We start from the raw sequence: 23,615 nt of genomic DNA, 5'->3' as shown, positions 1-23,615 counted from the left end.
ATCCAACTCATCGTATCATTAATTTACGGAACGATGCAAAGCAGTACCTTCTCTGAATCCCGTATATCCTGGCTCGTTATGGCCGCCGCTGTGCTGGTAAACTTCAGCGGCCTGAACATCACTATCCTTGAGCCGGACGGCGCGCTCTACGCAGGGATCGCCAAAACGATGGTGCAGACCGGCAACTACCTCGATCTTTATGCAGATGGCGGCCCCTGGCTGGACAAACCGCATTTCCCTTTCTGGATGATGGCCCTGAGTTACCATCTGTTCGGTTTCACTACCTGGGCCTACAAGCTGCCGGCCATTCTCTGGCTGATGGCGGGAGCGTATTATACCTATCGTTTTGCGGCGAAGCTTTATAATGAACAGACAGCGCGCTGGGCGGTGTGCATCCTGCTAACGGCGCAGCACCTGGTACTGTCCAATAACGATGTGCGGGCGGAGCCTTACCTCACCGGGATGATCATTGCCTCGGTGTATCACTTTTACCGCAGCGCGGAGAGAGGCCCCTGGTACCATCTGGTAGCCGGGGCGTTGTTTGCCGCCTTTGCGGTGATGACGAAAGGGATGTTTGCGCTGGTGCCCATCGGCAGCGCCATAGCGGGGCATTTGCTGATCACGAAGCAATGGCGCCGGCTGTTGCATTTGCAGTGGTTGCTGGCGGTGATCCTCACAGGAATATTCATCATACCGGAATTATACGCTTTATATCAGCAATTCGATCAGCATCCGGAGCTGGAGGTATTCGGGAGAACAGGGGTTTCAGGCATCCGGTTCTTTTTCTGGGACAGCCAGTTCGGGCGTTTCATGAATACCGGGCCTATCCGCGGAAGCGGCGATCCGTTCTTTTTCCTGCATACCCTGTTGTGGGCCTTCCTGCCCTGGTCGCTATTCCTGTATGCGGCTTTCTTCCGCCGCGGGTGGCGGGAATATTATTGCCTGTGTGCCGCATTGGTCACCTTTGTGCTGTTCTCCCTGTCCCGTTTTCAGCTGCCGCATTACCTGAACATCCTCTTCCCTTTCTTTGCGATCATTACCGCGCAATACCTGATGGCACTGAAAGCGCCGGATGGCACAAAGTTCTACCGCATTACGCTGAAGGTGATCATTGCCATTATTTTTGTGGCGATTGCGGGCCTGCTGGTACTTTACCGTCCCCAGTTCAACTGGTATTACGCTATTGCTGCGATCCTGCTTGCCGGTGCTTTTGTGCTGCTGCGGGAGCGGGTGGAAGGGCAGAAAGCCCTCCTGTTCTACCGTGCCTGCATCGCTACCTTTATCCTCAATCTTTTTTTGAACTGGATGTGGTATCCGGATATGATGCAATACCAGTCCGGCAGCACCGCGGCAAGGTATGCCAACCGCGAACTGCAAGATCAGCCGGTCTCTTTCTGGAAGGTCAATTCCTACGCCATGCCTTATTACCTGGATGCGCCGGTGTTGCGGTATGATTCCCTGCAGTTGCGCGAAGCGGCGGCCCTGGCCCCCGTAGTGCTTTTCACCGTACCGGAGGAAGCCGATGCCCTGCGCAGGATCGGTTACCGCTGCGAGATGGTGAAAGTGTTCCCGCACTTTTACGTCAGCAAGCTCGATCTGCCGTTTGTGAACTATGCCACAAGGCAGCAGGCGCTGGACAAGCGATGCCTGCTGCGGGTAAGTTATAATTGAATCACCATCTTCTCATTTACATTACGGAACACCGCTTTCCGTACTTCACAGCTGATCACCGGGTTGCTTTCTCCCTGCGGATCGAAGCGGGAGACCGGCTGGATGAAAGCGATATGATCCTTTTTTAATGTAATGTTCCTGCCGTTTACCCCGACCTGCTGCAATGCTCCGAACCCGTGCAGCAGCAGGGCAATATTGGAGAAACGGGAAGATGACCGCCCGGCAGGTTTTTCCAGGGTGATGGAATTGGCTGCCGGGTCGTAGGTCATCCTGCGTTCGCAGAACGCGCCTTTCTCATAAGCATATGTTTCGCCGTCATCTTCATAATACACAAATTCATTTTTGGCATTTCCCCTGTACACATGCAGGAACAAGGTATCCGCCGGTTTTTCCCCCGTGTGCTGGATCAGGCTTTGCATGGGAATGATGCTGCTTTCCTTTATAAATACCGGCAGCTGCTGAATGGAAAGGGTCAGCATTTTTTCCTGCCCGCCTTCTTCCAGGCTGTCCGTGTACAGATCGTACCACCGGCCGGGAGGAAGGTACACAGGCGCATAATCCTGTTTGCTTTCAAAGGGTGCGACCAGGAAAGACGGGCCGAACAGGTACTGGTTCTGAAAGCGGGTATCGTACACTTTCGGGTCGTGCGTATAGTCGAGCGCGAGGGTGCGCATGAGCGGCAACCCGGTTTGCGAGGCTTCATGGAAACCTGCATAGAGGTATGGCAGCAGGCGGTAACGCAGATTGATGTAGTTGCGTGATATTTCCAGCACTTCTTCCCCGAAAGCCCAGGGCTCCGCGGACTTGGTGTTGATGCCCGTGTGATTGCGGAAATAGGGCGTGAACGCGCCGATCTGCATCCAGCGGGCGTAAAGGCTGGGTGGCGCATTGCCGGTGAACCCGCCCACATCCATACCGGAGAAGGGCACGCCGCTCAGGCCCAGGCTGTTCATCAGCCGGATGCCGAGCAGCATGTGATCTTCTTCAGCGCGGTTGTCACCCGTCCAGATGGCGGCGTAACGCTGCAAACCGGCATATCCCGCGCGGGTCAGGATGAAGGGCCGTTTTCCGGGCGTGATGGCGCGGGCGCCTTCGTAGCTGGCACGCACCATCTGCAGGCCATACACATTATGCGCCTGCAGATGGGTGGCGGGGTTTCCTTCGATGCTGAACAACACATTGTCCGGCATCTTCTGGCCCCAGGTGGCAATTTCATTCATATCGTTCCATAGGCCGGATACACCGGCACGGGCGTAGATTTCCAGCTGCTTTGCCCACCATTTCCTTCCTTCGGGCGCGGTGAAATCCGGGAAATGGCACCAGCCGGGCCATACCTGCCCGGTGTAAGGCTTGCCATCGGTGTATTTGATGAAAATGTCCGACTGCATGCCGCTTTCATAAGCCGCATATCCTTTTTCCACTTTAATGCCCGGGTCCACGATCACGGTGGTTTTGAAGCCCATCGCCGCCAGCTTTGCGTTCATGGCCGCGGGGTCAGGGAAGCGGGATTTGTTCCAGGTGAAGAGTTTGTAGGCATCCATATAATGAATGTCCAGCGTAATGCCGTCCGCGGGGATCTGTTTTTCCCGCAGCGTCTGCGCAATGCGGTACACTTCCGTATCCGGATAATAGCTGTAACGGTTCTGCTGGTAGCCCAGGCTCCAGAGGGGCGGCAGCGGCATGCGGCCGGTGAGGGAGGTGTAGGACCTGATGATATCCGCCACCCGCTCGTGGTAAATAAAGTAATAGTTCATCTCCCCGCCGTTGGCGCCGAAGGAGGAAAAGCGGTCGTTGCTGGCGCCGAAGTTGAAATCGCTGCGGTAGCTGTTATCGAAGAAAATGCCATAGCTCATGCCGTGATGTATGCCGATGTAAAAGGGGATGGTGGCGTAAATCGGGTCCTGTCCGGTGGTGTAGCCGTAGGCGTCCGTATTCCAGTTCGTGTAGGCGTTGCCTTTACGGTCGAGATTGCCCGTCTTCTCCCCCAGGCCGATGAACCGTTCGCCCTCCTGCATGGTCTTGTAGGTGGTGACCTCTTCGCCGATCCAGGAAGTGCCGAGGCCCGGCTCATCCGCGTTGATCACCGTACCGTCCGGTTTCAGGAAGGTGAGGGCGAAAGGTTTCCGGGAGATGTGCAGGGTGAGGGAATCGGTCTCCAGCCTTATCTGCCGGTCGTCCTGCGTAATGCGTGGCTGAAAAGCGGCCGGCGGCGCAATGACCGCATAGGAAAAATCCCTGCCCAATGGCTGCTTGTCCATCCGCACCCGTATGATAGCGGGACTGTATGCGGTGATGACGGCAAAAGCCCTTTCGGTGGTGATCCTGATCTCCCCGCCCTGTACGCTCACGGCGGTAACATTGCCCGGTTCCCTCACCGGTTGCGCAAGAACAGTACTGCAAAGCAGCAGGCAGAAAAAGACAAATCTGCAAATCATATTGTTCGTTTTTTGGAAAAGGTATCCACCGGGACCGGCTGAAAAGCAGTGTCTGTACTTTTCAGCCGGCCCCAATGGACGATCGCCTGAACAGGCAATCCTTAATAACCAGGATTCTGTGAAAGGTTGGGGTTAACTGCCAGATCGTTGACCGGTATCGGGAACAGCAGATATTTCGGATCATCGGCGGGTTTGAGCTGCCAGGGCTCCAGGAACCTGTTGAAACGGATGAGGTCCTGGCGGCGCCATCCTTCCCAGTAAAGTTCACGGCCTCTTTCATCCAGCAGGATATCCGCAGTTAAAGTCAGCAATGGTGTGGCTTTGCGTTTAAGCCGCAATTCATTTACGATCAGCAACGCGGCCGGAGCGCCGTTGGTGCGCAGCAGGGCTTCCGCTTTCATGAGCAGCACATCGGCATAGCGGAAGAATACCCAGTCGTTATTCCCGTTGTTGCTGTTGGAGCCGTTGGGCGTGATCATATCCGGCGGATATTTCACTACGCGGATACCTTTTACTTCCAGGTCGTTCCCGGTTTCCTGCAGGGCAATTTCACGGGTGAAGATGAGCGGATTGTCTTTCCGGTCTTTCAGCGCCACGCCGTCTTTGTTGTATTGCTGGCCTACCAGCATGCCCACATGCAGACCGGTGAGATTGGTCACGCCATCGTAGGGGCCGCCGCGGCGGGTATCCACAGCTTCGAACTTGTCGTAAAAATCGGAGATGGTGGTAAAACCGTTCCATCCGCCCGGCGTCTGGTTATAGTGCAGGGTCGGCGCCCAGTGGCAGAAAGCCGCGTTGCCGGAGCGGGCGGTGCTGAGCCCCGGTCCGTTCTCCTGGGTGAAGATGTTTTCGGTGGACAGCGCATGGTTGTTCTGGGTGAAATTATCGAAGTAATTGTTCGCCAGCTGATACCTGCCGCTGCCAATGATCTGGTCCGCCAGCGTGATCACCTGCTGCATGTCCGCCGCATCGAATGTAGGCGTGGCGGGCGTGGCAAAGGCGCCTTTGTTGAGATAACATTTCATCAGCAATGTTCTCGCAGCATCTTTGTTCGCCACAAAAGCCGGTACGGAGCCGGAGCGTTCCGGAAGATCGGGTATGATGGCATTCAGTTCTTCCACGATGAAGTCCAGCGCCTCCAGGCCTTTGAGCACACGCGGCGCTTCCAGCAGGTTGTCTTCCGGGGCGCGGAAGGGCACCTGTCCCCATCCGTCCAGCACGGAGAACATGGAGAGTGCGCGGAGGAACCTTGCTTCGGCCGCCTGCCGTGCGGAAGGATTGAAGTTAAGCACATTGGTGGACGCGAATTGCAGTAACAGCAGGTTGCTGAAACTGGAGCCCACATGGCTGTGTTCGGCGGTCCAGCTATGTGTTTTGAGCGAGCGCCATACGCCGTTGTCATCCCAGTCGCCGCCACGGGTGGGCGCTACGGCCTCATCCGCCGTCATTTCCTGCAAGGCCCAGAAATTGGACTGGTCCTGGTAGGGCAATTGCAGCGCATCGTAGGCTGTTTTGAGCAGTGACGGCACTTTGATCACCGAATCCGCCTGGCTGCGGGTGATCGTGGAGCCGAGCTTTTCATCGAGCTTCGTGCAGGAAGCGAATGCATATCCTGCCAGCAGCAAACAAGCCAGTTTTTTATGTAAGGTCATAATGATCGTTTTTTAGGTTTACAGTGACAGGTTCAGGCCGAAAATGACGTTGCGCGCGGTGGGATACGGGGAGTATTCGATCCCGAAAGAGGTTACGCCATTCACATTTTTATCGGTATTCACTTCCGGATCGAAGCCGGAATATTTCGTGATCACGAACAGGTTCTGGCCGGTGAGATAGAGGTTGACGTTTTTGAAGACGTTGCCGATGTTGCCCAGGTTATAGCTGAGGGTGGCATTGGTCATCTTCATAAAATTGGCTTTTTCCAGGTAGCGGTCCGAAGTGGTGATGGGATTGGAAAGATCCTCTTCCGTATTCAGCAATGCCTTCGCGATGTTGCGGGAGCCGAGGTTGTTGATCGGCAATACGGTATTGGCCGTGTTGTTGTACACCACATGGCCGAAAGCGCCGTTGAAGTTCATGGACAGGAACCATTTTTTATAATTCAGTTCCGTAGAGAGGCCCAGCATCTGTTTCGGGTTCGGGTCGCCGGCGTAATACATGGTATTGCCATCGTTCTCATACAATCCCTGTCCGTCTTTGTCGAAACCCAGGAACTTCCGCACATAGAACACGTTCAGCGGCTGTCCATTGGCAAAGCGCTGCACGGTAGCGCCGGAAACCCCCTGACCGCTGATGGCGCCGGTGAGCACATTCGGACCGTTATAGTTTTGCAGCTCATTTTTGAGGAAAGTGGCATTCACGCCCAGCATCCAGGAAAAGTCCCGGTTGCGGATGATATCACCGCGCACCGCCAGCTCCACGCCGGAGTTGATCACTTCGCCCGGCAGGTTGATCCAGTAATTGGAAGCCGGCGCCGGCTGGATGGCCGGGAAATTGAACAGCAGGTCGGATGTTTTTTTGTAGAAATAGTCCACACTGCCGGAGATGCGGCTGCCCAGCATGGCAAAGTCGATACCCGCATTCAGCTGGCTGGAGCGTTCCCATTTCAGGTCAGGATTGGCTACGTTGTTCAGCGCCGCTGCGCCACCGGCTCCCAGGGCATATTGTTCCTGCGCCGCACCGGCCGGGAACTCCTGGTTGCCCGTGATGCCCCATCCCGCGCGGAGGCCCAGTTGCTGGAAGAAACTGCTGCCTTTGAGGAAGCCCTCGTTGTGGAGGTTCCACTTCGCCGCAAAGGACGGGAAATAGCCGTATTTATTGTTAGAGCCGAATTTGCTGGAGCCATCCGCCCGCAAAGTAGCCGTGAGCAGGTACTTGTCGTGCAGGTTCGCCGTTACCCGGCCGAAGACGGACTGCAGTTCGGATTTCGGGTTATCGTAAGAGGAGAGGAAGGTATTGGACTGGATGGCATTCTGCAGGATGCTGGTGTAAGGCAGCGCATCCGATGAAAAGCCCATCGCGCCGAGGTCCACCCCTTTGAACTGGAAGTCCTGGTACTCATAGCCCACCACTGCATTGAGGTTCAGGGCCGATGTGATCTGTTTGTTATAGCTTAAGGTATGGGTGAACAGTTTTGTGGTTAGCTCCGCGTTGCCGTAGTAGGCCTGGCCCAGGTCCCTTACCCCCGGGATATTGATCCAGGAGCTGATCTGCGCGCGGCGGATACCCGTTTGCCGGTTGACGGAAAAGAGGAAACGGTATTCCAGGTCGTCCGTGATCTTGTAGTACGGAGAGATGCTGCCGAGGATATAGGAGATATCCGCTTTATCGTCCCAGGCTTCGGACATGGCGAGAGGATTGACCGGCGCGCTTTCCCCGAGGATGTTGAGCGTGCCGTTGGCGTTGCGGATGGGCATGGTAGGGTTCCATTGCAGCGCCTGGCCTACGAGGCTGCCCATGAATCCCGCGTTATTGGTGATGGGCGCCAGTTGTTCCGCTGTTTGTGCCGCCATGAGGGAAAAGTCCAGCCCCAGGCGTTTATTGTCCAGGAATTTGAACTGTCCGGAGAGGTTGCCGGTATATTTTTTCAGGCCGGACTTGCGGACGATGCCTTCCTGGTTCATCAGGCCGAAGGAGGCACGGTATTTACCGTTTTCGTTACCGCCGCTGATGCCCACATTGAAGTTCTGGGTAACGCCCGTGCGGAGGATCTCTTTCATCGCATCGCTGCTGCCGCCGTTATCACCGCCTGAGAGGCCGTATTTCTGCAGTGCGCCGCGGTATTCCTCCGCGTTCAGCACTTTCAGCTGTTTCATGATGCTGCTCATGCCCACGCTGTAGGCGAAATCCAGTTTAGCGGGACCGGTCTGTCCTTTTTTGGTGGTGATGATGATCACGCCATTGGAGCCGCGGGAGCCGTAAATGGCCGTGGCCGAAGCATCTTTCAGCACCTCCATGGAAGCGATGTCCGCCGCGTTCACAAAATTGAGCGGGTTGGCGTCCGGGGTTTGTCCGAGGCCGTTGGCATTGATATTGGGCCGGGCCACGCGGCCGTCCAGCGGTACGCCGTCGATCACATAAAGGGGTTGATTGCCCGAGCGGACGGAGGCCACACCGCGGATACGCACCGTGGTTGCCGCACCCGGAGCGCCGTTATTGTTCACCACCATCAGTCCCGCTACCTTGCCCTGTATCAGCTGGTCAGGGGCGTTGGTGATGCCTTTGTTGAAGTCTTTGGATTTGAGGGACGCCACTGCGCCGGTGAGGTCTTTCCTGCGGGCAACGCCATAGCCCACTACCACAACATCTGTCAGCGTGGTGTTTTCCGGCTGGAGGGTTATGGTTATTTCAGTTTTGCCGGTAATGTCCACGTTTTGTGTGGCATAACCGATGAAGGTCACCACCAAGGTAGTGGCCGAAGCCGGTACGGATAGTTTGAAAACGCCGTCAGGGCCGGAAACCGTTCCCGAGGTGGAGCCTTTGGCCTGAACGGTAGCGCCGGGAATGGGCGCACCCGTATCGTCCATAATTTTACCGGAAACATTTTTTGTCTGGGCTAAAAGTCCGGTTGCCAGGAACAGGAACGGACAGAAAAGCAGCGCTTTAAGTAGTCGCATGTTGATCATAACGTGTCGCATTTAAAGGTTACGAGGATGTGTACAGGGGCGGAAGAGGCTGTACGTGGAATTTAAATTTTGGTTGCTGTTTGTTGCAAGGTCAAAGTAAACGGGTATAGCAGGCCTTGCCAATTATTATCGGTCAAGTATAGATATTACAGGCCGTTTTCGAGCGTTTTTGGCGGGTAACAAATTGATTTATAATGAAATTGCAGTTGTATTTATATTTTCTTAATATAGATATTTTTATATCCTGATCTGCATGATTTTCTCTTCAAATTCGTCGTTGGGGACGATGGATTTGTTCCGGATCCGGGTTTTATAAGCGTAGATGGTGTTGACGGAGTATTCGAGGATCTGGGCGATCTTTTCATTTTCGCTGATGCCGATGCGGATCAGGGCGTAGATGCGGAGGTCCGTATTGAGGAGTTCATTGTCTTTCAGCCTGATCTGGTCTTCTTCTTTAAAGAAGGAGTTGAAGGCCGGAACGAAGTTGGGGAATATTTTGAGGAAGATACGGTCGAAATTGCGGAACAGCTCTTCCCTTTCATGTTTGATGTTGATGTTGTTGACAACGAACCGGATCTCGGAGAATTTGTGATCGTTCAGCTTGCCATCCACCTGGTTTTTGAGTTTTTCTATTTTGTCGATATAAGCCGAAGCGATGTGGAAGCAATAGCCGATATATTCCTCTTTTATCTTATTGGATTCCAGTAGTTTATAATTTATTTCCTGCTGAACGGCGTTGGCTTTGGTGATGGTAGCCTGGGCCGCTTTGAGTTTTTGCACCTGTTTGTAGATGATGAATGACAGGACGATGGAAGCCAGCAGCAGGAAGGTAGCAACCGCTGAGTAAATGAACAGCCGGTCTTTCTGGTTTTCAACGGAGTTGAGCTTTTCCCCTTCGATGATGGGGAGAATGGCGCTGACCTGCACTTTGCGTTGCCTGGCGCCGTAGAAGGTAGCATCTTCGATGGCCCTTTCGATGTAGCGGGAAGCATTCTTCACGTCCCCCGTCTGGAAGAGGATGGAAGCCAGGTTGAAAGCGGCGGTGGTCTCTTTTACGGAGCCTTTGGCATCCGCCATGGCGGAGAGGGCCAGCAGCGGGATGGCCTTGTCGTATTCCTTTTTAATGACATAGATAGAACCCAGGTTGGCATTGATCATGGCCTGTTCGTGGAAGGAAAGGCCAGGCAGGGCGATGGTTTTGTTGAGATAATAGAGCGCACTGTCCAGATTGCCCTGTTTGTAGAATTTGTAGCCTTTGAGGCTGAGGTGCTGGAAGTGGTCCGGGGGGTACATGGCTACGGCTGAATCCGTGAAGCGGGCCGCTTCTTTGAGGTAGACGGGAGAATAGTAGCGGTCGTTCACATAATCCGCCAGATCGTAATAGTAGCGGCGGAGCAGGACATAGAACTCGGCACGCATGGTATCCGGCAGCATTTGTACGTTGAGGGTGTCCGTGATGCCCGCGGTTTCGCGGAACATGCCGGAGGACAGGAGGATGAAACCCATTTTAATGCTGGCGTACTGGATGCGGGGCGGGTCGTCCATTTGCCCGGCGATCTGGCTGAGGAGGAGGGCGTATGAGAATGCCGAATCGTAGTGAAAGGCCTTGTAAGCCTCGTATAGTTGAAGGCAGGCATTGTATTGCTCCGGGAGCAGATGGGCGTTGGCGAGGTTTTGTTTGAGGGCATTGATCTGCCTGATCTTTTGTTCATCGAAGCGTTTGCTCTGGCTGAGGGTGATATTGAGTTGCCGGAGCAGGGAATCGGCGCCGGCAGTATGGGTTTGGGCTGCGGCGGGCATACCGGCAGCGGCGAGGAGGATGAACAGGCTTAACAGAATCCGCATGGAATTTAGTATCTGGCAGCTATAAAGATATGGGTTTAGAAAAAAAGTTGAATTAGATTTTGCGGAAATGAAAATTTGTCTATTTTTGCAATCCCAATTTGCGATTGAGATTCAATTGGAAAGCGGGAAATTCCTCCTTAGCTCAGTTGGTTAGAGCATCTGACTGTTAATCAGAGGGTCGTTGGTTCAAGTCCAACAGGGGGAGCAGAGAAACGCCCTACTAGTGTAAGCTGGTAGGGTTTTTTTGTTTTTAGTGCATTTTTATCTGTTCCCATGTTGATCCCTGAAAATGCTCAAATTGGGTCAGGAATGGGTCTGACTTCTAAAACTCGAACGAACAGCATCAGGATTTAATTGCAGAGTTCCTCCAGCAAGGATTTAGGAGTATTTTGATTTCAAAGATCGAATATGAGGATCAAAACATAGGCTCCGGATTCTAAATGTGACTTTCGAAACTTCCGAGTGTGATTATGTCGCTTGTTTTGTAAAGATGATTTAGATGTGAGGACTTAATTCTGAATTGGCTTCTTTTTTTTATTAAAGGCCGTGTTGAAGCATTTTCCATTTTTATACCGGGATCGTAGTAGATGTTTCCCAATGCCATCTGAAGAAGAAATAACTGAAAATCCGTTCCTGTTCCTAAAATGACATTTGGGCCGTATTTATATTTTCTTCCATCGGCAGTGTCAGACAATGAAGGAACGTAACATGCCTGGTTGTGTTTTCTGTTCCAGTGTAGCAGCATTGAAGAAAAGCTCCATGATGCGGCCTCAGTGTTATTTTTGTCCAGCAACATAATTTTTCCATCAGTGTTTCTTATTTTGCCGGTTTTTTGATCAAAGCCTGTTAATTCAAGCCTTAAATTCGTACGGGGGTGTATTTTTCCTGATTTGTGAATACCGCCAAAATTCATCCGGTCGACCCTTCCCGTGAGATCTTCATAACCGTATTTTCTAATAAACGCTTCTGTACCTTGATCAACGTAATACCCATGTGTTGGCTCGGGTGTCATAAGAGTAATTACTGAAGCATATATTCTGCTGAAATTAGATACACCAAATTGTTTTACTTCCCATCCCAGATAATCCGGCTCTGAGTATCCGTTTGGTTTGATTCCCAATTCAGCTTCTAATGTGTAGCCTCCGCAATTTGGAGAAGTGCAAGGTAGAATATCTCCATTTTTGTCCAATCTTTTTGAATTTATCCAGCCAAATAAATGAATCCGGTATAATTCTTCAAGCAGTTTTTTCTTATTGTCAACGGATTGGGGAAGTTCAATGACTTTAAAAATACCATGCTCTTCTACAATCCTCAATTGATTGACTTCCCGGGCAATATCCGAATCAGGAGCAACAACATACCCTAATACCAGCCCTGATTTTGTCACACTGAAAAAAAATAATCTGCCAGAAATCCTGCTTGTCATTAATTCTGAAGGAGGATTTGTACATCGGGTTAAAAAACCGGAAAGCCGGACTTCGGGATACTTTGGATACAATATCAATTGGGTGTTTGGCGCCGGATGCAGATGCCCGTCGCTGCCAATCCATGCAAAATTTATCGAGGCTTTAAAACGTTCTTTATTCCAGTCTCCAGCAGGTTCATTTTTTATTACGGATAGCGGCAGGATATTTACTATTTCGAAACTTCCACCAAGATAAACCTGGTTTTTGGAGTTATCATTTGCTGCGAGATTCTTTACATAAACTTTCTTGCAGCCGTTGTCAACAAATAGTTTTTTCAGGGTTTGCAAGTTCATTGGGCAGACAATGTTTTTACCAATTGTTTTCCTACGGCCTGAATAAGCGGGACTGTTACAGAGTTGCCAAACTGTCTGTAGGCCTGATTATCTGATACAGGTATGATAAACTTATCCGGGAATCCTTGCAGTCTGGCGCATTCTCTAGGAGTTAGACGCCTGGGATTAATACCTTCTTGAGGTATAAGGATTTCCGAGCCATCTTTATAGTAACGAGCAGAGATGGTCCGTGAAATGCCATTCAAATCAGTCATTCCGAAGCCAAAGCCATTACCTTTTGCTTTGTGTTTATCTGCGTAATTTTGAAGGTATCCCCAAAGTTTGTCCGATAACGTATATTTGTCTGCTATTTCGTTTTCCAGAATGTCTTTAATTTTGATAGTTGATTCGGGCATTTTCGGGAATTTGAAGTTTTCCTTTCCTTTGAACACTGAGTTCCGGAAGCCGGCAATAATTATTCTTTCTCTATGCTGAGGCACGAAATATTTGCCATCCAGAACTTGATAATAAATTGAATAGCCCAGTTCTGTCAAAGTATTTTTAATGACGTTAAAGGTGTTTCCTTTATCATGAGAAACAAGGTTTTTCACATTTTCCAGCATAAACGCCGAGGGCTGCTTATGTTTCAGGATTCTTGCAATATCAAAAAACAGCGTTCCCTGGGTTTCGTCCAGAAAACCATGTTTCCTTCCCAATGCGTTCTTTTTGCTCACACCGGCAATAGAGAATGGTTGGCATGGGAAACCGGCTAATAGAATGTCGTGGTCGGGAATGGAATTTTCGTTAATTTTTGTGATATCCCCAAATGGGACCTCTCCAAAATTGGCTTCATAAGTCCTTTTGGCGAAATTGTTCCACTCGCTGGTGAAAACGCATTTACCCCCCAAGTTCTGATACGCAAGCCGAATGCCACCAATTCCTGCAAAAAGATCAATGAATCTGAATTTCGGCTTGGAAACGGGAGGAAACGGGACGTCAAACTTTAACGGGATATAAAGCTGCTCCGGGTCTTCAACAACTGAAAGTAATTCTTCCTGTAAATATTCTTTGGCATAGGCTTTAAAATATTGAGAAACTCCATTCTTGTGGTTTTGCCAATAATGGGTCAAGTGGGCAAAACCGTCGTTTAAATGTTTCTCCACATTAATTTTAAGTACCTGTTTTACGTCACTATATGATGTCATTTGTATTTTTTCTATTAAATGTATGCAACAATTGCCAAATTTATGATTCTCCCGGAACTTAATCTTGCAGTTTTCAAAGGTCGGGATGTACTTCAAAAGCGCCCCTTGAACAATTAGCCGTGTTCATTTTCAAGCAGGATGTGCAAATAAGCTGGTTTAAAGACATCTTATTTCAATGTCTGCGCCGCCTGATACTACCCATTGGTAGCTATACTGCGCAAATTCGGTCACTGGAATTCTTTTTTTACCTTTCAATGCACATTCCCATACGATCAGTACTCTCCAACCCATAGCATTTAATGAAGCAACATTACTTTTATCCCTTTGCTTGTTCGTTGATATTTTTGTTTGCCAGAAAAAGGTGTTTGAAGATGGCATTTTAAACAAATGACAATCATGTCCATGCCAGAAGCACCCATGGATCATAATTACAGCCTGATATTTCGGAAAAACGAGGTCTGGTTTACCCGGAAGCTTCTTGTCATGCAATCTGAATCGAAGCCCCATTTTGTGTAGTATAGACCTTACGGCGAGTTCCGGCTTCGTATTAGCAGCTCTAATACCAGACATCATTTCGCTCCTCTTTTTAACGGAGACAATATCGGTCATTACTTAGTTTTTTTAACGTCGAAGAGTTGTTTTGCTTTATAAACTTGGCCAAAGAAACCGCCACGGTATTGCCAAAATGCTTGCAGGCTCACATGTCAGAAATCGAAGGTCGCAGATTTGATTCCACGGCATTTAACCCCCACTAATCTGGAGCATTCGCGGGAAGCAAGGAATTAAAGCCTTACGGCTTTCTGTAATGCGAGAATTTCCATACTGTCTTTGCGGCATCTTGCAGGAAGTGTACTGAACTTGTGCCGGCAACCGGTCGTATTTTGGACATTTTGCGCAAGTAACGCAAAAAAAGCCGGTTATTCAAAAGGTTTTTACGGTCGTTTACAGAACCGGAAAGGATGAGGTATTATCGTCAAGTTTTCTGTGGTCTTGGCTCTGCTCCTGTGTGGAAATATTATAACCAGACTCTTGGTGTTATCGATTGAATTTTTTATATTAAAGCGTTAAATTATGTCTTATTTTTGTGAAATAGGCGATACAAGGAATTTGGCGCGGATACCCATTAGATAATTCTTCTTCGAAACTCCTTATCTGCTTTCGAGGCGTTTTGCCCGGCACTACTATAGGCTTATTTCCAATATACCGCTTCATCCTGCAAGAAATGAAACTTAATAGAATCTGTAGCAATATCGATAAAATTGACCTGAATAATCCGGAAGATCTGAAGGCGATTCTGTTTCAAGACAAACATACACGGATTGAAGGGCTGTGTTCCGAGGTTGCGTTTATGGAAGATGTTGTCTATGCAAACTTGTCTCCCTTTACCAGCGATTTCTGGTTTTCGGGTGCAGGAAGAGGGTATCATGTCCGAAAAATATTAACGGACGAGGCCATTTCTTTAAGCAATCTCGATTACACAATTCTTGACATATTTGCCAGTATGGATAGCTGTCTGGCGACGAGTATTGTATATTTTAATAAAACATCCAGAGCATTTTACCAGTTTGAGCATAAAGAAAAGAAACGCTACCTCAAACTGGAAGATTATGGATGCAAGCTTGATCCCGTTGCCAATTCTGCACTCTCCAATATAACTGGGCGGGATGAGACAAGAATTGCCAAGGCATGTGCGTACCTTGAGAAAAGAGGGTTACTGAGAGACGCAGCTATTAAACGATTATTTGCAAATAACTGGCTTCGTGAGTTTGCGTGGGATATTGACGTTTTTACCGTAACTGACGAAGGACGGATTACTGCAATTGAGGTAAAACAGAAATACCCAACAAAGCGTAATACATTTGGAATAAATGATGGACAGCTTGCACTATTCGACTTTTTGACAAAGAAAGGAATTCCTGTTATTCATGTCATTCTGCGAAAACCAGAAGATAATCCCGATTTGCATGCGGTTGATTTACTAACTATCCCTGAATTCATACAAAAGACCCAGTTGCTCTTTATGCGTTTTTCTCGGAAGGGATTGGTTTCTGCAGTTCAGAAAGCTCCTCAGTCAACTTCGATTTTTGGAAAACGGAAGGTTGCCTACACTCATATTCCTGTCAGGCAGTTTATTTTTCTGAAAATGCTTGGAGTTCCTGTTGCAAATGTAAGAGAGAAATTGTTTTCGGGGCTGGAGCCATTATAAACCACCAGTTCTTAAAAACAGGAAATCTCGCAGAATTGGAACTTGCATTCGTTCAACCAGGTGTTTATTATATTTTACAAGGATGCGCTTTCCCAATTTTAAACGAAGCCAGGCTTCCAAAGTTTCGGAGTTCAATTCCTCAGGCAATCCAGCAGCATTGGATACCAAAATCAGATGGGTTTAGCCGTCTGTAGAACTGACGTGTAAATAACGTGCCTATCATTACACGTTGTATACCAAGCTGCAATGTCATTGCAGTTACTTTTCCTAAATCAGTCTCTCCCCCAACATATCTTTCCAGATGATAAAACCCTTCTGATCATCAGAATAATCGTGCAGAACACGACTGAAATTTTCCGGCGGAGCCGTTAGAAATCCTTGCCGACCCTGCTTCCGGATAATATCCAGGTATCTGTCAATCTCTTTTAACCTGAAGGGTAATTCGGAGACTCTTTTTGGAAAATGCCAAAGATAACTGGCCTCCTCTGTATCAAGCGTTTCTAAAATGATGTGAAACTTTTCCGATCCTTCCAGAAGAAACACAAAAGAAAATGGTTGTAATATAAACCTCACTTTTAACAAATGCCCTGCATGATTATCGGCCAGGTATCGTAGATGTCTGTAGTGTTTGAATTTAGAATGCTTTATCAGATCCTCCAAAAGTTCTTCCCCCGATTCATATAAAGGGTGTTTTGTTTGAAGTTGAATATATTCATCAGTTCTATTATTTGAAGTTGTCCGTCCAGATAGAGGATTAGTAACAAAATGAAAACGAACTCCTTCGATGAGCTGGCGGTCTATTTTTCGGTAGTATTACAAAAAGTGTGTCAGTTAAAAGTTGATTAACTTTAAACTGCACATATGGACAAACAGAATTTTGATTTTGAAGCATTCAAGAAGCAGGCGGCCAACCGTTTGAAGAAGGGTGACACGCTGCTTGGCAAGGATGGAGTGCTTACGCCATTGTTAAAAGAGTTCCTTGAGGGAGCGCTGGAAGGCGAATTGGAGGCTCATATTGAAGATGATGCCGAGGCCAACAGAAAGAATGGCAAAGGCCGTAAACAGGTAAAAACACCTATCGGCACTGTGGATATTAACCCTCCCAGAGACCGTAACGGCACATTCGAGCCGGAACTGATCCCTAAGCGACACAAGACCCTTGGTGTTGATCTGGACCGGCAAATCATCGCACTGTATGCCCGGGGAGCCAGTTACAGCGATATTCGTGATCATTTGATGGATATGTACGGAGTGGAAGCCTCAACGGCCACCATCAGCCGCGTAACCGATAAAATCCTGCCCCTGATCCAGGAGTGGCGCAGCCGTCCGCTGGAACGTGTTTACCCTTTTGTATGGCTGGATGCCATTCACTATAAAGTTCGTCATGAGGGACGTGTCATCACCCGTGCCGTTTATTGCATTATCGGTCTTAATCAGGAAGGCTATAAGGAGCTGTTGGGTATGTATATCGGAGAAAACGAAGGTGCTAAATTCTGGCTGCAGGTGCTGACTGATCTGCAGAACCGGGGACTGGAAGATATCTTCATAGCCTGTATAGATAACTTGCAGGGCTTCTCCGATGCGATAGAGAGCATTTTTCCACAGACAGAAGTCCAGCTATGCATCGTCCACCAAATCCGCAACTCCCAGAAATATCTATCCTGCAAGGACGTCAAACCCTTTATGAAGGACCTTCAGGGCGTTTACCGGGCAACGACTGCAGAGCAGGCGGAACGCAATCTTGGTCAGCTGGAGACAAACTGGGGCCAGCGTTATCCCAAGGTCATTGAATCATGGCGAAAGAACTGGCCTCGTTTAAGCAGCTACTTCCAGTATAATAAAGACGTTCGCAGGATTATGTATACCACCAATATTATCGAAGGCTTCCACCGACAGCTCCGGGCTGTCACCAAATCAAAAGGCGCCTTCCAGTCGGAAGACGCCCTGATGAAACTCTTATTCCTTGTCCAGGAGAACATTTGTGCCAAATAGAACAAACCTGTACACAACTGGAATCAGACACTAGCTCAATTATCTATTATCTTTGGGGACAGACTCAAATTGAATCTTTAACCGACTGACACACTTTATGTAATACTACCGAAAGGAATGGCTAAACTAGCCATTCCTTTCTAACCTGTAATTTTCAATGACTTTATTAATTCATTGGCTATTTGTAAATGATATGTCATCACAATTGGACTCCCGGGAAAGTCTCCTGAAACTTCTGCCTTCAAAAGGCTTTCACCTTCCTTTTCTTCAAAGCCCACTGGGTTCATTACGGCCTTGTATCGCTTATTTGCGTCATCGATCCAATGTCCTATTTCTTTTCTTCCGGTGTGGGTTTTTCCCTCATCAAACACCACGGCTGTTTCGGAAAAACAATCTGCATAGGCGGCACTATCAAAATCGTTTTGTGCCTTTACTAAATTGGATACTACTTTAGGTAAGTTCATTTTGTAAGCTTTAAATAGTGATTAGATAGTTGGTACGGTGCCGCCATCAATAACGTACTCCGTTCCTGTCAAATAAGCGGCTCTTGGCGAAGCCAAAAAGCCAACCAATTCGGCTACTTCTTCCGGTTCGGCAGGCCTGCCGTAAGGTATTCCACCCAAAGCATCCATGACGCTTTGCTGAGCTTCTTCTACAGTACTATTAGCATTTCTTGCAATCTCGCCCAACCAGGCTATCGATGCTGTTGTATTTATCCATCCTGGCGAAACAGTCAGCACCCGAACACCTTTTGGGGAGACTTCGTTGGATAAGCTTTTGCTGTAATTTCTTAAGCCGGCTTTCGCAGCGGCATAAGGTAAAGTGGAATCATACAAAGGCAATTTGCCCTGAATGGACGCAATGTGAATAATGACACCGCTTTTTTGTTCAATCATTTGCGGTAAAAATCCTCTGTCCAATCGAACCGGAGCAAGCAGGTTCGCTTGCAACGTTGATATCCAATCTTCGTCGGTTAACGACGCGAAACCACCGGCGGGTGTTGTTGAAGAACCAAGGTTGTTCACAAGAATATCCAGCCTTCCATAAGTCGATAATACCTCACTGACTACTTTTGCTGCTCCTTCTACCTTGCTTAAATCGGCAGCAATAAAATGCAGTTGGCTGCTTTCTTTTTCCGGGGCGTTTCTGGCCGTAATAATCACCGTTGCGCCAGCCTGTACCAGCCTTTCTGCAATAGCTCTTCCGGCGCCTTTTGTACCGCCGGTTACCAAGGCAATCTTACCTGATAACTCATTGTTGAAATTGAACTGTTCCATTTTTGTCCTGTTTTAAAAATTGATAATAGGGCAAAATTGAGACGTAAAGGATGACAGAACAAGTACGGAGTTACGATTCACATAGGGATAAATTTATCCCCTATTGCGGCAAATGAGACATATGTATAACTTTGCGAAATGTATGAAAGAAAGACACCACCCAACCTGAATTGCGGACTTGATTTGATTGGTGAAGTCCTTTACGGAAAATGGAAAATCCGTTTGCTGTGGTTTATCAATGTCGGTCATAAACGCCCAAGCGAATTGCAACGCAAAATCCCCGATGCTTCACGCAGGGTTTTGAATATTCAGTTGAAAGAGTTGGAAGAGCACGAATTGATCACGAGAAAAGTTTATCCGGTTGTACCGCCAAAGGTAGAATACAGTCTCACCGAATTTAGTAAGACTGTAATCCCCGTGATTGCCGCATTAGGGCAATGGGGTAATGAAAACGAAGGCCGTTTGCGTAGAGTGATTTTGAAAGAAGCTATAAGTTCTGATTTGGACGAACGTCCAACTGCACCTTTGGGCATGTCAACGCGCTAAAGACTGTAAATCATTTACTAATTGGTTAGATAATTGTCCAGCAGGGGAAGCGAAGCTATCAAAGGCAATCAGTGATGGTTGCCTTTTTTGTTTCCCGGAAACCGCTATAGACAAGTATCGTGGATGGCAACCACTTTTATATTTTCTTTTAGCTCCTTTTCAAACCCGCACTAACTTCAGACTATAACCGCATCAAATCCCCATGCCCCGGGGTGATCCCCCGTCACCCTTCGTTCACCACAAGGCAGCGATCCGATGTTGATCGTAGTATGAACAGCTGCTTCCGCAATAGGGTTCAATAATAAACTGCTGAGCCCCAGGAACTTGACTTGATCCGATAGATTGACGTAATCTGATAATAGGGTTTCGTATATTTATGTGTTGTGCGTCATGGCTTCGTTTAATATCTCATCTTACATTAATAGATTATGATAGTTACAATAACTCCACACATCATTGTCTTGCTACGAAAAACTGTCTTTTATCCTATGCTCTTGCTCCCCGTTTTTGCGCAAGGTCAGATAAATCACAGCGCATATGAAGCAATGAAGGATACTATCGTATCAAAATTTAACCATGGAGATTATAAAGCAATCTACCGGCTCTTTGATACATCCTTTAGCAATAAGATTTCACAACCAAAACTTGTAAATTTTTTAAAAGGAAATCAGAACTCCGGCAAAATTGTTGCATCATCATTTCTTGCAGAAGATAAGGGCAAGGTATCCTATCTATTGGAGTTTGAATTAAGGGACATGATTATGGACCTTCAGTTAACCTATGACAATAAAATCAGCAGTTTTGGATTGAAAAGTGCTCCCCTTGTTTTCCTTTCCGAACCTCCCGTTGTAAAATCTGATAACAGCCTAAGGTCTGCTCTCGACAAAGCGGTAGATTCGGCGGCAGCGGAATATTTTAAGTATTCAAAGGCGAACAGTCTGGTTATCGGAATTATTAAAGCTGGGAAAAAGCATATTTACTTTTATGGGGAAACGGAAAAAGGAAACAACAAGCTTCCCACGTCAGGTACGCTATATGAAATAGGTTCAATAACTAAAACCTTTACTGCAACACTACTCGCCCAAGCAGTGTTGGATAAAAAAGTATCACTGACTGACGACATAAGAAAATACCTGCATGGGAACTATGATAATCTAAGTTATAATAGCATGCCAATAACGTTGCGGGATTTGGCAAACCATACTTCCAGGCTGCCTGCAATGCCTGAAGATATTGGTGAGCAGCCGGACTATAATCCTGTAAGCCCCGAGGCACATTATGATTCCACATTGTTTTATAATGCTTTGAAAAAAGTTACGCTGGATACCATTCCAGGGTATAAATTTTTGTATTCAAATTGGGGAACTTCGTTACTGGGTCATATTCTTGAAAAGGTGTACGGGCATTCACAGGCCGACCTTGTAAGACGCTTCATTACCGGGCCTCTTGAGATGAACAATACAATGTATATTACCAATGAAGACGGGTATGATATAGCTCATCCGCATAGCGAAAATGGAAGACGCCTTACAGTATCAAACCAGGGATATTTTTCGCCGGCAGGCGGTCTCTGTTCAACAGTTAATGATATGCTTAACTATCTGGATGCACAATTGAAAGAAATAAATGCTGCCATTAAATTAACTCATGCACCTACAATAAATAATATGGGACTTGGCTGGGGTGTACGAAAAGGTAGGGTGACCAGACATTTGGAGCACAATGGTAGTGAGCAAGGTTCAACTGCACATATTTCGGCATTTCCCGAACGCAATAGCGGTTGTGTCATTCTCGTGAATAATAGAGTTAACCTTGGAAAACTTATCGTGCGGATCCAGGAGATTGCAAAAGAGGACTCCTATAAGTAAGTCACGAACGCACAACGGTGGATTTGCTGCTATGGCGCTGGATGACAAATAATTGAATATTATCATGTTAACCGCAAACAAACCCTGATTCCTCACCAGAAGAACACGTAAACTTCCCGATCGAAAGTAATCACGAGCTGAATAGCTACCACCTCTGTTATGACAAGAAGCGGCGGCAAGGTGCGGTTACCATAAATGGGTATTGGGCAATATTTGGATAAACAGCACATTGCATCCGGTAAAAAGCAGGTCCGTGCGATGAAACCGTACCCGTTCGTGAACCAGCCCGGAGACGAATAAGAAACTTCGATGTAATACTATAAAACCGTACAAATCTTGCGAAACTGGTTACTGATCCTTCTGTTCCTCATTCCCCTGGAACCGTTCGCCCGGCAAAAACAAGCGGATGCGGAACGGATGCTGCAGGCGCTGAAACAAAGCGGAATGATCCGCCAGGAAGGAAATCATCTCATCATTAAAGTGAAGAAGGCAAATGACACAGCGCAAATCAAAATGATTTACGGCGCTCTCTTCAGCAGCGATAAATGGACAATTGGTTTTGATGTGGATGGAAACAGCAAAAAAAGGGTTAAACCGAACCCTGCTGTTTTGTTGACAAAAACAAAGGAAGCAGAGAACGATGTTCCTGTATATGATGTTGCCCGGCCAAACACAGCAACGCTGAGTATTGAACGGCTTCCAACGGCAGATGAACGCTTTCTTCAATCAGGCTCTTTCCTCATTCGTACAGCAAGAGATTACAGATATCTTACCGTCATAGATAATGTGCCGGCGGCCAATTCGCAAGTGTTTATGAACTCTTTTGTAAACAATCCCGACAGGCAAGAATGGAAACTGGTTTTACAGAACGATGGCTACTTCAGCATCCAATCAGAAAACGGTCTTTGCCTTACACAAAGCCTTATTCCCATAATGAAGCCTTTTATTAACGCAGATAACCAGTTGTGGCGGTTGGAAGATACTGGCGATGGTTTTTACAACATCATTTCAAAAAGAAATCTTTGCATGTATTTGCCCAACCATAGAAATATAGAAAAGGGGGGAGTTAGCTTTAGAAATAAAAATGCAACTGTGGAGGAAAAGTGGCATTTGATCCGATGGACAAATGATGGACGGCGTGTTACCTCCTTTTTACCAGAAACACATGGGTTCCGCTTCATTAATACATTTAATGGTGAAGATATTATCCGGTGGGGAGGTTTATGCGGCGGTATGGTATATACTGCATTGGACTATTTTAATCATCGGATTGCCGTTCCATCACAATATTATACACCAGCCAATGCCACGCCGCTTCAGTCTTATATTTATAGCCGGCAAAACCATTCCATATGGGACGTAAATGTTAAATGGAGCGAACTGGAAGTTTCATACAATATAAGGGCCGGCGAGATATTCAGATGGGGATTGCAGGGTACAGATGGCGGCCGGTTGGAAGAACTGAGAAATTCAATTGATGCAAATATCCCTATACCGATTGGTTTGTTTGCAGGAGGTGTGTTGGGAAAAGATAACAGTGATGGTGGCAGGCATGTTGTATTGGGTGTGGGTTATGCCATGGGCCGTTATCTGGGAGACTTGGGTGCACATAAAGAAGATTATAAGATATTCATCTATAACCCCAATGAAGGAAATGCGGTGCGTACATTGGCTCCCGACCTGAGAACGGGTTGTTATTTTGAAGTGGAAACCGGCAAAGCATGGCGTACCTATTTTGTCAATGATCGTTATGATGGCAGTCATATTCCACCACGTGACGTCCCGAATTATCCTGAAGGACAGCCAGAGGGCAGCGTGCGGCACCTGTATGCCACATTTCAAACCGGCGGCGATGACCTGAGAGGGGGAAATGATAATTTAAATATCACCATAGGATATACGGATGGAACAGAGCAGCTATTCCTGAATGTAAATAGTGGCGCCAGATGGGTGGATAATAGTACGCAAACGGTGCATCTTACATTAAACCGCGCAGTGCGAAAGCAGGACATCCGGTATTTTTTGCTCGGCTTTACTACCGGTACAGGTATTATTGGTACCGATAACTGGAATTTATATTCGTTTACAGTGAGCAGTGGGCACAATGGGATTTTGTATGCACAGGGTTATCCACCGCGAGGGTCAGACTATCTTTATCGTTTCTCAAAAGATCGGCGCTTTCATACGATCCATACGCTGCCTTAGTTGAA

General features: G+C 47.7%; 14 protein-coding genes, 1 tRNA gene and 1 pseudogene. 7 read left to right on the top strand and 9 right to left on the bottom strand.

Translation table 11 applies throughout. The features are described from left to right. Positions 1-33 precede the first annotated feature (33 nt). Positions 34-1,671, top strand: a complete 1,638-nt coding sequence (locus FW415_RS03400) for a glycosyltransferase family 39 protein (RefSeq protein WP_148382889.1) — start codon at positions 34-36, stop codon at positions 1,669-1,671. Here the strand turns inward: FW415_RS03400 and FW415_RS03395 are convergent. The 4 genes from FW415_RS03395 to FW415_RS03380 all read right to left on the bottom strand — a co-directional run bounded on the left by FW415_RS03395 (position 1,662) and on the right by FW415_RS03380 (position 10,573). Beyond that, on the bottom strand, positions 1,662-4,106 hold the full coding sequence (locus FW415_RS03395; protein WP_148382888.1) for a glycoside hydrolase family 31 protein: 2,445 nt from the start codon (positions 4,104-4,106) through the stop codon (positions 1,662-1,664). The genes FW415_RS03400 and FW415_RS03395 overlap by 10 nt on opposite strands. Before the next feature lie 101 nt (positions 4,107-4,207). Beyond that, on the bottom strand, positions 4,208-5,758 hold the full coding sequence (locus tag FW415_RS03390; protein WP_148382887.1) for a RagB/SusD family nutrient uptake outer membrane protein: 1,551 nt from the start codon (positions 5,756-5,758) through the stop codon (positions 4,208-4,210). 18 nt (positions 5,759-5,776) lie between these two features. Then, positions 5,777-8,719 (bottom strand): SusC/RagA family TonB-linked outer membrane protein, encoded by a 2,943-nt coding sequence (locus FW415_RS03385; RefSeq protein ID WP_168208647.1) that lies wholly within the window; start codon positions 8,717-8,719, stop codon positions 5,777-5,779. Positions 8,720-8,965: 246 nt separating this feature from the next. Further along, positions 8,966-10,573 carry a DUF6377 domain-containing protein gene (locus tag FW415_RS03380; protein ID WP_148382885.1) on the bottom strand — a complete coding sequence of 536 codons (1,608 nt, stop codon included), beginning with the start codon at positions 10,571-10,573 and terminating at the stop codon, positions 8,966-8,968. 131 nt (positions 10,574-10,704) lie between these two features. Here FW415_RS03380 and FW415_RS03375 point away from each other — a divergent pair. After that, positions 10,705-10,778: transfer RNA gene (locus FW415_RS03375), tRNA-Asn, on the top strand. 231 nt (positions 10,779-11,009) lie between these two features. On the opposite strand, the gene FW415_RS03370 is transcribed toward FW415_RS03375, so the two are convergent. The 3 genes from FW415_RS03370 to FW415_RS03360 all read right to left on the bottom strand — a co-directional run bounded on the left by FW415_RS03370 (position 11,010) and on the right by FW415_RS03360 (position 14,125). Continuing rightward, the gene (locus FW415_RS03370; RefSeq protein ID WP_148382884.1) at positions 11,010-12,332 is read right to left on the bottom strand and encodes an MvaI/BcnI family restriction endonuclease; all 1,323 of its coding nucleotides are present in this window, start codon (positions 12,330-12,332) and stop codon (positions 11,010-11,012) included. Further along, positions 12,329-13,474: a DNA (cytosine-5-)-methyltransferase gene (gene dcm / locus FW415_RS03365; protein ID WP_210420822.1), complete on the bottom strand. Its 1,146-nt coding sequence runs from the start codon at positions 13,472-13,474 to the stop codon at positions 12,329-12,331. The genes FW415_RS03370 and dcm overlap by 4 nt, the downstream gene beginning before the upstream one ends. A gap of 198 nt (positions 13,475-13,672) precedes the next feature. Further along, positions 13,673-14,125 carry a very short patch repair endonuclease gene (locus FW415_RS03360; RefSeq protein WP_148382882.1) on the bottom strand — a complete coding sequence of 151 codons (453 nt, stop codon included), beginning with the start codon at positions 14,123-14,125 and terminating at the stop codon, positions 13,673-13,675. Between the two features lie 613 nt (positions 14,126-14,738). Between FW415_RS03360 and FW415_RS03355 the strand changes: the two genes are divergently transcribed. Both FW415_RS03355 and FW415_RS03350 read left to right on the top strand, forming a co-directional pair. Continuing rightward, positions 14,739-15,722, top strand: a complete 984-nt coding sequence (locus tag FW415_RS03355; protein WP_148382881.1) for a hypothetical protein — start codon at positions 14,739-14,741, stop codon at positions 15,720-15,722. An 861-nt stretch (positions 15,723-16,583) separates the two neighbouring features. Beyond that, positions 16,584-17,795 (top strand): annotated as a pseudogene (locus FW415_RS03350) (IS256 family transposase). Positions 17,796-17,854: 59 nt separating this feature from the next. On the opposite strand, the gene FW415_RS03345 reads toward FW415_RS03350, so the two are convergent. Both FW415_RS03345 and FW415_RS03340 read right to left on the bottom strand, forming a co-directional pair. After that, positions 17,855-18,178, bottom strand: coding sequence for a nuclear transport factor 2 family protein (locus tag FW415_RS03345; protein WP_148382880.1), 324 nt, complete (start codon positions 18,176-18,178; stop codon positions 17,855-17,857). 21 nt (positions 18,179-18,199) lie between these two features. After that, complete coding sequence (locus tag FW415_RS03340; RefSeq protein ID WP_148382879.1) at positions 18,200-18,991, bottom strand: SDR family oxidoreductase; 792 nt, start codon at positions 18,989-18,991, stop codon at positions 18,200-18,202. A 138-nt stretch (positions 18,992-19,129) separates the two neighbouring features. On the opposite strand from FW415_RS03340, the gene FW415_RS03335 reads away from it, so the two are divergent. The 3 genes from FW415_RS03335 to FW415_RS03325 all read left to right on the top strand — a co-directional run bounded on the left by FW415_RS03335 (position 19,130) and on the right by FW415_RS03325 (position 23,610). Beyond that, a complete protein-coding gene (locus FW415_RS03335; RefSeq protein WP_148382878.1) occupies positions 19,130-19,537 on the top strand; it encodes a helix-turn-helix domain-containing protein in 408 nt (135 codons plus the stop codon). A gap of 428 nt (positions 19,538-19,965) precedes the next feature. Continuing rightward, entirely contained in the window at positions 19,966-21,405 is a 1,440-nt protein-coding gene (locus FW415_RS03330; protein WP_148382877.1) for a serine hydrolase, read from the top strand. 336 nt (positions 21,406-21,741) lie between these two features. Further along, positions 21,742-23,610, top strand: coding sequence for an RICIN domain-containing protein (locus tag FW415_RS03325; protein ID WP_148382876.1), 1,869 nt, complete (start codon positions 21,742-21,744; stop codon positions 23,608-23,610). The last annotated feature ends 5 nt before the right edge of the window (positions 23,611-23,615 follow it).

Origin of the sequence: Chitinophaga sp. XS-30 (assembly GCF_008086345.1) — a bacterium.
Lineage (GTDB): Bacteria > Bacteroidota > Bacteroidia > Chitinophagales > Chitinophagaceae > Chitinophaga.
This window is presented reverse-complemented; position numbering and strand designations above follow the sequence as displayed.

What these genes read in the sequence shown, in the direction of transcription:
- FW415_RS03400 (WP_148382889.1), top strand. Translation starts at nt 34, where the DNA reads ATGCAAAGCAGTACCTTCTCTGAATCCCGTATATCCTGGCTCGTTATG.
- FW415_RS03395 (WP_148382888.1), bottom strand. Translation starts at nt 4,106, where the DNA reads ATGATTTGCAGATTTGTCTTTTTCTGCCTGCTGCTTTGCAGTACTGTT.
- FW415_RS03390 (WP_148382887.1), bottom strand. Translation starts at nt 5,758, where the DNA reads ATGACCTTACATAAAAAACTGGCTTGTTTGCTGCTGGCAGGATATGCA.
- FW415_RS03385 (WP_168208647.1), bottom strand. Translation starts at nt 8,719, where the DNA reads ATGCGACTACTTAAAGCGCTGCTTTTCTGTCCGTTCCTGTTCCTGGCA.
- FW415_RS03380 (WP_148382885.1), bottom strand. Translation starts at nt 10,573, where the DNA reads ATGCGGATTCTGTTAAGCCTGTTCATCCTCCTCGCCGCTGCCGGTATG.
- FW415_RS03370 (WP_148382884.1), bottom strand. Translation starts at nt 12,332, where the DNA reads ATGAACTTGCAAACCCTGAAAAAACTATTTGTTGACAACGGCTGCAAG.
- FW415_RS03360 (WP_148382882.1), bottom strand. Translation starts at nt 14,125, where the DNA reads ATGACCGATATTGTCTCCGTTAAAAAGAGGAGCGAAATGATGTCTGGT.
- FW415_RS03355 (WP_148382881.1), top strand. Translation starts at nt 14,739, where the DNA reads ATGAAACTTAATAGAATCTGTAGCAATATCGATAAAATTGACCTGAAT.
- FW415_RS03345 (WP_148382880.1), bottom strand. Translation starts at nt 18,178, where the DNA reads ATGAACTTACCTAAAGTAGTATCCAATTTAGTAAAGGCACAAAACGAT.
- FW415_RS03340 (WP_148382879.1), bottom strand. Translation starts at nt 18,991, where the DNA reads ATGGAACAGTTCAATTTCAACAATGAGTTATCAGGTAAGATTGCCTTG.
- FW415_RS03335 (WP_148382878.1), top strand. Translation starts at nt 19,130, where the DNA reads ATGTATGAAAGAAAGACACCACCCAACCTGAATTGCGGACTTGATTTG.
- FW415_RS03330 (WP_148382877.1), top strand. Translation starts at nt 19,966, where the DNA reads ATGATAGTTACAATAACTCCACACATCATTGTCTTGCTACGAAAAACT.